This is a genomic window from Marinobacter sp. AN1 (assembly GCF_026013985.1).
GTDB classification, from domain to species: domain Bacteria; phylum Pseudomonadota; class Gammaproteobacteria; order Pseudomonadales; family Oleiphilaceae; genus Marinobacter; species Marinobacter segnicrescens.
Window position 1 is genome coordinate 1,497,859 of sequence record NZ_CP110342.1, and the last position, 12,355, is coordinate 1,510,213.

The 12,355-nt window shown below is 60.2% G+C and carries 11 protein-coding genes and 2 pseudogenes; 7 read left to right on the forward strand and 6 right to left on the reverse strand.

All coding sequences use genetic code 11. The features are described from left to right. The first annotated feature begins 33 nt into the window (after positions 1-33). The 6 genes and pseudogenes from LJ360_RS06825 to LJ360_RS06850 all read left to right on the forward strand — a co-directional run bounded on the left by LJ360_RS06825 (position 34) and on the right by LJ360_RS06850 (position 5,478). Entirely contained in the window at positions 34-276 is a 243-nt protein-coding gene (locus LJ360_RS06825) for a BolA family protein (protein WP_091849102.1), read from the forward strand. A 28-nt stretch (positions 277-304) separates the two neighbouring features. Beyond that, positions 305-1,566, forward strand: a pseudogene (gene murA / locus LJ360_RS06830) (UDP-N-acetylglucosamine 1-carboxyvinyltransferase). 38 nt (positions 1,567-1,604) lie between these two features. After that, the gene (gene hisG / locus LJ360_RS06835; protein ID WP_091849100.1) at positions 1,605-2,258 is read left to right on the forward strand and encodes an ATP phosphoribosyltransferase; all 654 of its coding nucleotides are present in this window, start codon (positions 1,605-1,607) and stop codon (positions 2,256-2,258) included. 44 nt (positions 2,259-2,302) lie between these two features. Next, positions 2,303-3,616, forward strand: a complete 1,314-nt coding sequence (hisD, locus tag LJ360_RS06840; protein WP_091849099.1) for a histidinol dehydrogenase — start codon at positions 2,303-2,305, stop codon at positions 3,614-3,616. A gap of 9 nt (positions 3,617-3,625) precedes the next feature. Continuing rightward, a complete protein-coding gene (gene hisC, locus LJ360_RS06845; protein WP_264995659.1) occupies positions 3,626-4,684 on the forward strand; it encodes a histidinol-phosphate transaminase in 1,059 nt (352 codons plus the stop codon). A gap of 51 nt (positions 4,685-4,735) precedes the next feature. Beyond that, positions 4,736-5,478 (forward strand): annotated as a pseudogene (locus LJ360_RS06850) (Nif3-like dinuclear metal center hexameric protein). A gap of 52 nt (positions 5,479-5,530) precedes the next feature. Here LJ360_RS06850 and LJ360_RS06855 read toward each other — a convergent pair. Beyond that, positions 5,531-5,977, reverse strand: coding sequence for a YhcB family protein (locus tag LJ360_RS06855; RefSeq protein WP_264995660.1), 447 nt, complete (start codon positions 5,975-5,977; stop codon positions 5,531-5,533). A 195-nt stretch (positions 5,978-6,172) separates the two neighbouring features. On the opposite strand from LJ360_RS06855, the gene zapE reads away from it, so the two are divergent. Next, positions 6,173-7,270, forward strand: a complete 1,098-nt coding sequence (zapE, locus tag LJ360_RS06860; protein ID WP_091849095.1) for a cell division protein ZapE — start codon at positions 6,173-6,175, stop codon at positions 7,268-7,270. Between the two features lie 15 nt (positions 7,271-7,285). Here zapE and LJ360_RS06865 read toward each other — a convergent pair whose 3' ends face one another. The 5 genes from LJ360_RS06865 to tsaA all read right to left on the reverse strand — a co-directional run bounded on the left by LJ360_RS06865 (position 7,286) and on the right by tsaA (position 12,333). Next, a complete protein-coding gene (locus tag LJ360_RS06865; protein WP_091849094.1) occupies positions 7,286-8,209 on the reverse strand; it encodes a glucosaminidase domain-containing protein in 924 nt (307 codons plus the stop codon). A 74-nt stretch (positions 8,210-8,283) separates the two neighbouring features. Further along, the gene (locus LJ360_RS06870) at positions 8,284-8,853 is read right to left on the reverse strand and encodes a YfaZ family outer membrane protein (protein ID WP_091849093.1); all 570 of its coding nucleotides are present in this window, start codon (positions 8,851-8,853) and stop codon (positions 8,284-8,286) included. Positions 8,854-8,973: 120 nt separating this feature from the next. Further along, positions 8,974-9,177, reverse strand: a complete 204-nt coding sequence (gene yacG, locus LJ360_RS06875) for a DNA gyrase inhibitor YacG (RefSeq protein WP_091849092.1) — start codon at positions 9,175-9,177, stop codon at positions 8,974-8,976. Further along, a complete protein-coding gene (locus LJ360_RS06880; protein WP_264995661.1) occupies positions 9,177-11,558 on the reverse strand; it encodes a response regulator in 2,382 nt (793 codons plus the stop codon). Before LJ360_RS06880 ends, yacG begins: the two co-directional genes overlap by 1 nt. A 40-nt stretch (positions 11,559-11,598) precedes the next feature. Continuing rightward, positions 11,599-12,333, reverse strand: a complete 735-nt coding sequence (gene tsaA / locus LJ360_RS06885; protein ID WP_264995662.1) for a tRNA (N6-threonylcarbamoyladenosine(37)-N6)-methyltransferase TrmO — start codon at positions 12,331-12,333, stop codon at positions 11,599-11,601. Positions 12,334-12,355 lie beyond the last annotated feature (22 nt).

The following is a 12,355-nucleotide window of genomic DNA, read 5'->3' on the forward strand; positions in this document are numbered from 1 at the left end:
TTCGTTTCGTAAAACTTTGAGGTTAAACCGCGTATGCAAGCCCAGGACGTTGCCGAACGGGTCCGCCAGGAGCTGCCCGACTGTGAAATTCAGGTTCAGAACGATGGTAACCACTACCTGGTGGTGGCTGTCGGTGACCGCTTCGAAGGCATGTCTCCGGTCAAAAAGCAGCAGCTGATTTACGGGGCCCTGCGGGAGCAGCTGGATGATGGCACAATTCATGCTCTGACCATTCGCGCATTCACCCCGGCCCAGTGGGCAGCCCGTCAGCAGTAATGCCGGCGCACGACAACAGGAATTCGATGTGGACAAATTACTGATCCGGGGTCGTAAGCCGCTCAATGGCGAGATCCGTATTTCCGGTGCCAAGAACTCGGCACTGCCGATCCTTGCCGCCACACTGCTGGCCGACGAGCCGGTAACCGTAGGCAACCTGCCTCACCTGAACGACATTACCACCATGATCGAGCTGCTGGGCCGCATGGGTATCGAGGTGATGATCGACGAGAAGATGAGCGTGCAGGTGAACGCCGGTACCCTCAAGGAAACCGTCGCCCCCTATGAGCTGGTCAAGACCATGCGGGCATCCATCCTTGTATTGGGGCCGCTGGTGGCTCATTTCGGTTCTGCCGAAGTATCCTTGCCTGGCGGTTGTGCCATTGGCAGCCGACCGGTCAACCTGCATATCCACGGCCTTGAGCAGATGGGCGCCGAAGTGCGGGTTGAGAACGGCTACATCCACGCGAAATCCAACGGTCGTCTGAAGGGTGCCCATATCTTCCTGGATACTGTGACGGTGACTGGCACCGAGAACCTGATGATGGCGGCGGCCCTGGCGGATGGCGTCACTATTCTGGAAAACGCTGCCCGTGAGCCGGAGGTAGTGGACCTGGCCGAGTGCCTGATTGCCATGGGGGCAGACATCCGAGGATACGGTACCGCCACGATCGAAATCCATGGGGTGGAACGTCTCCATGGCTGCCATTACGACGTACTGCCTGATCGCGTGGAAACCGGTACCTACCTGGTGGCGGCGGCGGCAACTGGTGGCCGGGTACGGCTGAAAGACACCCGGGAAGACCTGCTCGAAGCGGTATTGCTCAAGCTTGAGGAAGCCGGTGCCCATATCAGTACCGGTAAGGACTGGATCGAGCTGGATATGAAAGGCAACCGACCCAAGGCCGTTTCCCTGCGGACCGCGCCTTATCCGGCTTTCCCCACCGATATGCAGGCCCAGTTCGCCGCCATGAACACGGTGGCGGAAGGTACCGGTACGATTGTTGAGACGGTGTTCGAGAACCGCTTCATGCACATCCAGGAGCTGAGCCGGATGGGCGCAGATATTACCCTCGAGGTAATGCAGCCATCATCAAGGGGGTGCCCCACCTGACCGGCGCGCCAGTCATGGCGACAGACCTGCGTGCCTCGGCCAGCCTGGTCATTGCCGGCCTGGTGGCCGACGGCGATACCATCGTGGATCGCATCTACCATATCGACCGGGGCTATGAGTGTATTGAAGAGAAGCTCCAGTTGCTGGGCGCGAGTATCCGCCGCATACCGGGGTGAGACGGGCGGCCAAGACATTCGAACCGGACGGATTACCGATGACCGAGACTTCGATTACCATTGCGCTCTCGAAGGGGCGCATACTCGACGAGACCATTCCGTTGTTGCGGGAAGCTGGAATCGAGTTCGTGGACGATATCAGTAAGTCCCGCAAGCTTGTGTTCCCATCCACCGACCCCAATGTACGTTTGCTGATTATCCGCGCGACGGACGTTCCTGCCTACGTCCAGTATGGTGGTGCCGACCTGGGTGTGACCGGCAAGGACGTGCTGATGGAGCACGGGGGTGAGGGGCTCTATGAGCCACTTGACCTGAATATTTCCCGCTGCCGGCTGATGACCGCCGGGGTCAAGGGACAGCCGGCCCCTCAGGGGCGCTTGCGGGTGGCCACCAAGTTCGTGAATCTGGCGCGTCGTTACTACGCGGCCCAGGGACGCCAGGCGGATATCATAAAGCTCTATGGGGCGATGGAGCTGGCGCCGATCCTGGGATTGGCCGATGAGATCGTGGATATTGTGGATACTGGTAATACGCTGAAGGCCAACGGGCTGGAGGCGCGGGACCTGATCGAGAACATCAGTACCCGCCTGATAGCCAACCGGGCGTCCATGAAGATGAAGCACGCCCTGTTGCAGCCCATTATCGAGAAGATGGGGCAGGCTGTAGAGGCTCGCCGGGCTGTTGAAGCCTGACGTTCCCGTTTACTGACACATTGTGTTGCTTCCAGGTGATTGTTATGACCGACGTTTCGATGACCCGATTGTCTGCTTCCGATGCAGGTTTTGATGATGCGCTGTCCCGCCTCCTGGCATGGGAAGACAGTGTCGACCATCAGGTGAACGAGTCGGTCCGTCATATTCTCGGTGAGGTGAAGCTGCGGGGCGACCAGGCGGTGCTGGAGTTTACCGCGAAGTTTGATCAGCTCGAAGTGGCGTCCATGGCCGAGCTGGAGATGTCCATCACCCGTATGGAGCAGGCCCTGGAGCGGATTCCGGCGGAGCAGCGGGAAGCCCTGGAGGCGGCGGCTGGGCGAATCCGGGATTACCACCAGCGTCAGAAGCAGGATTCCTGGCAGTATGAGGACGTCGACGGCACGGTGCTGGGGCAGAAGGTGACGCCACTGGACCGGGTCGGCATCTACGTGCCCGGCGGCAAGGCGGCCTATCCCTCTTCGGTGCTGATGAACGCTATTCCCGCCAAGGTGGCAGGGGTATCGGAAGTGGTTATGGTGGTGCCCACACCGGCCGGTGTGGTCAACGACATGGTACTGGCGGCTGCGGTGATTGCCGGGGTTGACCGTGTATTTACCCTGGGTGGGGCGCAGGCTGTCGGTGCGCTGGCTTACGGTACCGAGACAGTACCCGCGGTGGACAAGATCGTGGGTCCGGGAAACATCTTCGTTGCCACTGCCAAGCGTGAGGTGTTCGGTACCGTGGGTATCGATATGATTGCCGGCCCTTCCGAGATCCTGGTGATCTGTGACGGCAAGACCGATCCCGACTGGATTGCCATGGACCTGTTCTCACAGGCGGAGCACGACGAGCAGGCCCAGTCGATTCTGATCAGCCCGGATGGCGCGTTCCTGGACGCAGTGGAAGCAAGTATCCGCAAGCTGCTGCCCACCATGGAGCGGGCCGATATCATTGCCCGTTCATTGTCTGATCGGGGCGCGCTGATCAAGGTAAGGGACCTGGAGGAGGCGGCGAAGGTCTCCAACCGGATTGCACCGGAGCACCTGGAGCTATCCGTTGAAGAGCCCCGGTCGCTGGTGGAGAAGATCCGTCATGCGGGAGCGATCTTCATGGGTCGCTATACCGCTGAAGCTCTCGGGGACTACTGTGCCGGCCCCAACCATGTGCTGCCGACTTCCGGTACCGCCCGGTTTTCATCGCCACTGGGCGTTTATGATTTCCAGAAACGCTCGTCGCTGATTGGCTTTTCGGCCGCCGGTGCTGACCGGATGGGGCGTGTTGCCTCCGTTCTGTCCCGTGGTGAAGGGCTGACCGCCCACGCCCGTTCCGCCGAGTACCGCATCAGGGACGAGGGCTGAGGAGCGACCATGAGCAAGTTCTGGAGTTCCCTGGTCAGTCAGCTCAAGCCGTACGTTCCGGGTGAACAGCCGAAGATGGAACGGCTGGTGAAGCTCAACACCAATGAGAATCCCTACGGTCCCTCGCCCCGGGTGCTGGAGGCGATCCGGGCGCAGCTGGATGAGCGCCTGCGCCTGTATCCGGACCCGGAGAGCGAGCAGTTGCGCTCCGTGATTGCCACCTGTTACGGGGTATCACCGGAGCAGGTGTTCGTCGGTAATGGATCCGACGAGGTGCTGGCCCATATTTTCCAGGGCCTGCTGAAGCAGGATCGACCGATTCTGTTTCCTGACATTACTTATAGCTTCTATCCGGTCTACTGCGGACTGTACGGCGTGGAAAGCCAGCTGGTGCCGCTGACGGGCGATTTTGAGATCGATCCGCAGGACTACCTGGTGCCCAATGGTGGCATTATCTTCCCAAACCCTAACGCACCTACTGGCCGGGCACTGCCATTGGTTGAGGTTGAACGGATCGTGGCAGGTAACCCTGACAGTGTCGTGGTGGTAGACGAGGCCTACGTGGATTTTGGCGCCGAGTCGGCGGTCACACTGGTGGACCGTTACCCGAACCTGCTGGTAAGCCAGACCCTGTCCAAGGCTCGCTCCCTGGCCGGGCTGCGCGTTGGCCTGGCAATAGGTCACCGGGATCTTGTCGAGGCCCTGAATCGCGTCAAGAACAGCTTCAACTCCTATCCCCTGGACCGCCTGGCCCAGGCGGGAGCGGTTGCGGCGTTTGAGGATGAAGCCTGGTTTAACGAAACCCGGCAGCGGGTAATGGATGAGCGGGCGCGGGTTACCTTGGCCATGACTGCCATGGGTTTCGAGGTTCTGCCTTCCTCGGCAAACTTCATCTTCGCTCGCCACGCCAGCCAGAAGGGCGCGGACCTGGCGCTCCGTCTCCGCGAGCGGGGCATCATCGTTCGCCATTTCGACAAGCCAAGAATTGATGACTTCCTGAGAATTACCATTGGTACCGCCGAACAGAACGATGAATTGTTGCAGGCCCTGAAAGGTCTGGTGGACTGAGCGTCAGAGGGCGTTCACTGCATACTCAAAGCTCACCGACAGGAGGATTTCATGGCGACACGAAGCGATATCCTGAAAACCCTGGACAACTGGCTGACGCCGGAGAACTTCCAGGATTACTGTCCCAACGGGCTCCAGGTAGAAGGCAGTGACCAGGTCAGCCGCCTGGTGACCGGCGTAACCGCTTCCCAGGCTTTGATTGATGCCGCGGTGGGCGCTGGTGCAGACATGGTCCTGGTACATCATGGTTATTTCTGGAAAGGTGAACCCCAGCCTGTCACCGGTATGAAAAAAGCCCGTATCAAGACCCTGCTTGACCACGATATCAACCTGGTCGCCTACCACCTCCCCCTGGACGATCATCCGGACTATGGTAACAACCGGCAATTGGCGGATGTGCTTGGTATTGCTGACCCGAGGCCGCTTTCGGGGCTTCTGTGGGAGGGGCAGTTGCCGCAGGCTATGTCGGCAGGGGTATTTGCCAGGCACCTTGAAGAGAGGCTGGAACGAAGGCCGCTCCATGTAGGTTCCGGTCCGGAGTGATACGGCGCGTCGCCTGGTGCACCGGGGCGGCTCAGGGTTACCTTCCGTTGGCGGTAGAGGCTGGCGTTGATGCCTATATTAGTGGTGAAGCCTCGGAGCCGACGACCCACACGGCGCGGGAATGTGGCATCCACTACTTTGGCGCTGGTCACCATGCCACGGAGCGCTACGGTGTGCAGGCGCTCGGAGAGGCGCTGGCCAGGGAGTTCGGGATAGAGCACCGGTTTATCGACTGCGACAACCCGGTATAGGCTTCAGGCAAGCTGGCGGCTCCTCAGTCGTGAAGAGCCGCGCAGGCTGGCATCAGGCCTTTGCCTTTTCCTCATCGGTGAGGCCGTAGCCTTCCGCCAGGGTGCCTTTCTCTTCCGGATCCTTTTTCGGGGCATAGTCCCGCGGGGGTTCCGCTACATCGCCCGAATCGGCGCTGGTGTCTGTCAGACGGGCTCGGCGCTTCTCCTGCTCCAGTTCTTCCAGCCATTCGTCGTCGTTGGCCAGGCGGTTGGCACCACGGGCCATATGGTGGTTTACATCCCGGAAAGCATCGTTGAACCGGCGTAGCAGGTGAGCCGACTCCATGAAGTGCTCGTTCACCTGGGCCTGGTAGCGGGTGTATTCGTTGCGCAGTTCTTCAATCTGTTGCTCGGCACGGCGCTGGCGCAGGGTGGAACCCTGGCTGGAACGGCCAATCAGCAGACCGATGATCAGTCCTGCGGCGAGAGCGGCAACGGCGGCCAGAATCAGGTTTGTCATAGAGTGCTCGTCCTGTTGGAAGTCCTTATGAAAAAGAGTATACCCGTTTAGCACCGGGCCTGCCCATGGGCTGGTGTCCCTGCGAAAGTCTTAATGCCGTCGCGCTCCGTAAAATGGCGGCAACTCCGTAAATCTGCGACAATACCGCGCCGATTTTTCATCCCGATACCTGATCCTGAAAGGGGAAGGCTCTGAATGACACCCTGGGAACGATACCAGCAAGACCTTGAGCGACCGGATTTTGAACGGGATCCGGCGCAGGAAGACGCCGTAAGACGGCTGCAGTCTCTGTACGAGCGACTGGTGGAAGCGGAAAACGAGCGCGCCAGGCCACTGAAGAAGTTTTCCCTGAAAGTCCGTAAAAAGCGGGAAGAGCCGGTCAAGGGCCTCTATTTCTGGGGAGGCGTCGGCCGTGGCAAGACCTATCTCATGGATACCTTCTATGAGTCGCTGCCCTTCGAACGCAAGATGCGGGTCCACTTTCACCGTTTCATGCAACGGGTCCATAATGAACTGAAGCAGCTGAAGGGGGAGAAGAACCCCCTTGAGAAGGTCGCCGCCCGCTTTGCCGATGAGGCCCGGGTAATCTGTTTTGATGAGTTCTTCGTGTCCGACATCGGCGACGCGATGATCCTGGCTACCCTGATGGACGGACTGTTCAGTCGGGGGGTCTCGCTAGTGTGCACTTCCAATATCCAGCCGGACGGTCTCTACAGGGATGGCCTGCAGCGCGCCCGCTTCCTGCCTGCCATTGACCTGGTAAAGAAGTACACCGACGTGGTCAATGTGGATGGTGGCGTGGATTACCGTCTGCGGACCCTTGAACAGGCAGAGCTTTACCACTCGCCACTGGACGAGCAGGCGGATATCAGCCTCAGGCGGAGCTTTGACAGCCTGGCGGTGGAGGCTGCCAGCCACTCCCTTAACCTGAAAGTGAATGGCCGCAAGTTGCAGGCCAGGGCCCATGCCGATGATGTGGTCTGGTTTGAGTTCCGGGAGCTGTGTGATGGCCCCCGAAGCCAGAATGACTACATCGAGCTGGCCCGGGAGTTCCAGACCATCATAGTGTCGAATGTGCCGGTTTTGGGTCGTGACAAGGACGACCAGGCCCGTCGCTTCATCAATATGATTGACGAGTTCTACGACCGCAACGTCAAGGTGATCATTTCCGCGGAAGCGCCGATCACCGACCTCTATGCCGGCGGTCGCCTGGGCTTTGAGTTTGAGAGGACCGAGTCCCGGCTGCTGGAAATGCAGTCACGGGAGTACCTGGGGGCTCCGCACAAGGCCTGACGTCAGGGCGCCTTTTCAGTTGGCCGATGTTGTATCCGGTGATGTTTGATAGTCAGGCTGGAGGTGCTCTTCCGGGGCTATTGCCAGCTCCAGAAGGCCCTCGATGTTGTCCCGGTGGACGATGATGTCCCGGTACTTCTGGTCGTACCACACCAGGTTGTTGTACCGGATCATGCTGCGAATTTCCCGGATGTATTCCTCGCCTCGTTCCGAGTAGCTGCCCAGACCGGCGGCCAGTTGCACACCGGTGGGATGCTCACCCTTCTCACGAATGGTGGCTCGCAGGTCCCGAAGCGCCCTGTAGCCGGGATGTCGGTTCAGGTTCTGCACGTAGGCCCGCACTGAGTGGTAGGCAGAGCGAAAACTCGCAACTTCGTGGCTGGCTCCTTCAGGGCGGTTGAGCGGCACCAGGCCGCAGCCACGGGAGAAACACCACTGGCCGAAAAGGTTGTTGCCCTGCCGGGCAAAGCGGGAGGTACCCCAGGCCGATTCGTTTGCGGCCTGGGCGAGTACCAGTGAAGGCGGGACGGTATCCAGCCGTCTCAACAGCAAACGGAACATCTCATCACTACCATTGTCTTCGTCCACCCGCAGTCGTTCGGCCTGGGCTGCGAGCCAGTCCCTGTCGGCATCATCAAGTGACTCCTTGGCCTGAAGTGCCTGAAGATGCTGACGTTCCAGCAATATCCGGCTGTTAACCAGCACGGTACGGCTATAGAGGTAGGAGAAGAAGGCGGCCTTTTTCTCGGTGACATCCTGGTAGAGGTCGAAGTTGGGCAGGGGTTCAAGAATCCAGTCCGGCAGGTCTGGCAAGGAGGCTAGCTCGATATCGTCGTCCGGAGCGGTGCGGTCCAGGGGAGGGGGAGAGTACAGTGTGCCCCAGAGCGCTACCGCCGCCAGGGGCACAAACAACATCAGACTTCTCAAACCTGCAGACATTCGAATCCTCGCAGCTGGTTCCGGTAATCGGGAGTGTACCAGTGACTACGAGGATAATTCTGTTCAGGTTTGTATCAGAAGAAAATCTTGATGCCAGCCAGGACGCCTTCATCCAGGTTGATATCACCGTTGCTGTTATCCAGGTCGGTGTTAATGTACCGGTAACCGGCAAAGACATCCGCGTTGCGGATAACGCGATAGCTGGCACGAAGTTCCAGGTTCGTCAGGTCATCGGAGTCGCCAAACGACAGGATGCTGGGCGCATAGTGAGCGCTGCCGGTGAAGGACAGGCCCGGAACGTTGGGGATATTCACGGTGGCAAAGCCGCCGATACCCACCGCGCCGCCATCCAGGTCATCGTCGTCGTCCCACGCAAGGCCGCGGAAACCGATGCCGGCTGTTGTGGGCAGATTGCCCAACGCCGTGCGCCCCTGGGCGTGGAAGTCGCCGTTGATCAGGTGGCGGCTGCCTTCATGATAGGTATAGCCTGCGCCTGCCTGGATGTCCGAGCGGGCGTCAAAGAAATTCATCTGACCCTTTACGGACTCATTGGTCAGGCTGAAGTCTGCATCGGCGGCAATGGCTGGCGCTGCCACCAGGGAGAGGGCGACAGGCAGGGCAATGGCAGAAGTCCTGAACAGCATGATGGGATACCTCTGAAAGTTGGTTGTATCATTCTTCTCGGATCACGTCAGTTACGCTTCCGCATACTACCGACGGTGCTGGTGGTGCTCAACTTAAACTCCGTTCAGCCGGCGGACGATTCAGTGGGGCTTGTCTGAGCCCTGCTGTTGCAGTGAGTCCAGCAGATCGTCTTCCGATACCGGCTGCTGGGAGGGGATACGGTAGTCTTCGCTGGCCCAGGCGCCGAGGTCGATCAGGCGGCAACGGTCGGAGCAGAACGGACGATGAGGGTTCTTGTCGTTCCACTCAACGGGTTTCTTGCAGGTGGGGCAATCTACTTGCATCAGGTTTCTCGCGCAGTTTCCGGTTTGTGTTCCGCGCAGTATTGTTCCAGAACTGCCCTCAGCATGTCGATGTTAACCGGCTTGGCCACGAAGATGTCCATGCCTGCCTGGCGGCTGTGCTCTTCGTCCTGCTCCATGGCGCTGGCTGTCAGGGCGACCACCGGTGTGTGCTCCGCTCCGCTCCGGGCTTCCTGTGCCCGTAACTGCCGCGTGGCTTCGTAGCCATCAAGCCGGGGCATCATGCAGTCCATGAAGATCAGGTCGAAGCTGCCTTGCTGCCAGGCCTCCAGGGCCTGTTGGCCATCGGTCGCAGTGGTTACCTGGCAACCCAGTTTTTCCAGTAATCGTTGTGTCAGCGCCCGGTTAACCGGGTTGTCCTCGGCCAGCAAGACCTGCATCGGGCCGCAGGGTAGCGGAGCTGGCACAGGCAGGGGCGGCATCGGTTTCTGCAACGAGAAGCGGGTCAGGAAGCGGCGATCACCCTGATCCGCATCCTCGAATAACTGGTTAAGCATGGGCGCCAGCCGGGATTCTCGCAGCGCCTTGCTGAGGAAGGCGTCAGCCCCGGCTTCCCGGAAATGTTCGCCATCGCCCCGCTGGGGGTTGGCGGAGAGGACAAAGATTCGGGTGTCCTGCCATGCCGGGTTCTCGCGGATCTTGCGGCAAAGGAGATCGCTCTCCATGTCCGGGACAAAGCCGTCCAGTATGACGGCGTCAAAGGGCGTGCCAGCTTCGCCGGCGGTGGTCAGGGTGGCCAGTACCTCAGCGCCGGAGCGTACAGCTTCGATATCGACCTCCAGCCGCGCGAGCATCTCCAGGGTGATTTTCCTGGACAGCGCATAGGAATCAACCACCAGGATACGGCGCCCCCGGACATGGCCAAGGCTGGTACGGCTTCTGGGGGCGTCCTGGCTGGCTTCCGCCAGGGACAGTTCTGCCCAGAAGGTTGAACCCTCGCCGGGGGTGCTTTCCACGTCCAGGTGGCCATCCATCAGGCTGACAAGTTGCCGGCAAATGGTCAGCCCGAGGCCGGCACCTGGCAACTGGCGCCGGGCCCGGACGTCGAACTGGACATAGGGCTCGAAAATCAGTGGCAGGTTTTCCGCGCTGATCCCGGTGCCGGTATCCTCCACCGACAACCGCACCTGGGATCGGCCACCCTTGCGCCCAAGCACTTCCGCACTGATCAGGACGTGGCCTGAATCGGTATAGATGATGGCGTTCGACGTCAGGTTGAGCAGTATCTGCCGAATGCGGATCGGGTCTCCCACGACTTGGGCGGGGAGGCTGTCATCCACTCTCAGCTCCAGCGCCAGGCCCTTTTCCCGCGCCCTGGGACCAAGCATGCTGATCAGGTCATGGAGGGTTTCGCGCAGATCGAACGGGATTTCATCCAGCTCAAGTTTGCCGGCCTCGATGCTGGAAATATCGAGCAAATCGTTAATGATGGCAGACAGGCCTTCTGCCGCGTTCAGCAGGGTGTCAACGTAATCCCTCTGCTCCTGGTCCATTCGCGTGTCCTGCAACAGACTGCCATAGCCCAGCACCGATTGCAGGGGTATCCGCAACTCGTGACTCAGGTTGGCCAGGAAGAGGTTCTTGGCGTGGTTGGCGCGAACCGCCTCGTCCCGCTCGTCCATGGATTGTCGGCTGGCCTGGCGCAGGTCCCGGGTTTCCTCGAGAAGGCGTTCCCGCATCTGGTTCAGGGCCTGTTCCATCTCGCTGAGCTCGTCCGGTCGTGACGGTGGCCTACGTTGCAGGCGCAGGGGTTCGATCAGGGCATCCAGGTTGAGCCGGGTGGTATAGGCGGCCATGGCCTCCAGGTGGCGGGACAGCATGAAGCGCACAATAACCAGCAGGCCAAGGGTGCCCAGCATGACCACGATGGACTGGAACAGCAGCAGGGTGAGCGCCCGGTCCCGTACCGCAGTCTGGACCTGGTCGGATGATGAGGTCAGCACGAGCCGGCCGAGCGTCGGCGTGTCGATTACCGTGGAGCCGGTAATCCGTAACGGGTGTTCGTGGGTGATAACATCGCCTTCCGGGTACTCGCCGATGCTGAACTGTTGCCCGTTGGTGGTGGTGATCTCCGCGTGCTGGATGACTTCGAAGGCGAGCAGGTCACCCAGCATACTTTCCACCTCGTCGAAGTTCATCAGCCACAGCTGTTGGCTGAGGTTGCCTTCAATAATCTCGGCGGTCTTCTGCTGGAGATTACGGATTTCATCAAAGCGACGGTTGGTCTCACCGGCCAGCTGCAGCCCTGTGGCGACAAGTGCGACCACCAGGCTGAAGAGTAATACATAGGCCAGCAGCCGCGCGGCCAGCGGGCGTACGCTGAGCGCTCGGGTCACGGCAGCAATCACTCTGGATGCAGACAAGGCACATGTTTCCCTGTGATACAGAATTCCATACGGCAGTCTAACAGACTGTCAATATAACAACACCGACAGTGTCAAACCTGAAACGGACATTCAGGTCATAAAGGTGAGCGCCGTAGATCCGTTCTTCGTCCTGCCGGCCACGGCGGAACGACGGCCTTGGATCATAGCAGGTCACATCCTCGATCAACCCTTTCAGATCAGGGTAGTGCTCTCCGGGGAGGGCGGCAAGCTGGGACAGGGCTTCATCAGAAAACCGGACGGGCAGCCGGTCCGGTGCCGTTTCGCCGGCCCAGCCGATGCGAGCATCCGGGATGGCGTCGGCAAAGGGCAGGTAAGGCTTGATGTCCAGTATGGGGGTGCCATCTATGAGGTCGTGGTCGCGGATGCGTAATATCAGCTCGCCTTCACGCCGGGTCAGTCCCTCGTTGCGGACGACAGAGAGGCCAAGGCTGTTGGGGCGAAAGGGCGAGCGGCTGGCGAAAACGCCGACCTTGCGGTTGCCGCCGAGTCGGGGAGGTCGGACCACTGGTCGCCAGTCAGCCCTGACCGCCTCGTGGAACTGGAAGGTGAGCCACAGGTGACTGCAGGTTTCCAGTCCCCTGAACGCATCCTCCCGATTGAACGGGGGCTGGATAACCAGCTCCGCCCAGGCGTGACGGGTCAGGCCAGGCTGGCGGGGCACGCCAAACTTGTCCCGGAAGCAGGACCGGGTTATTGCGATGGGCGTCAGCGTGAGAGCTTCTTGGGCAGGTCTGGCAGGGTGGCGCGGCACAGTAGCTCCTTGGCTTGCGGGA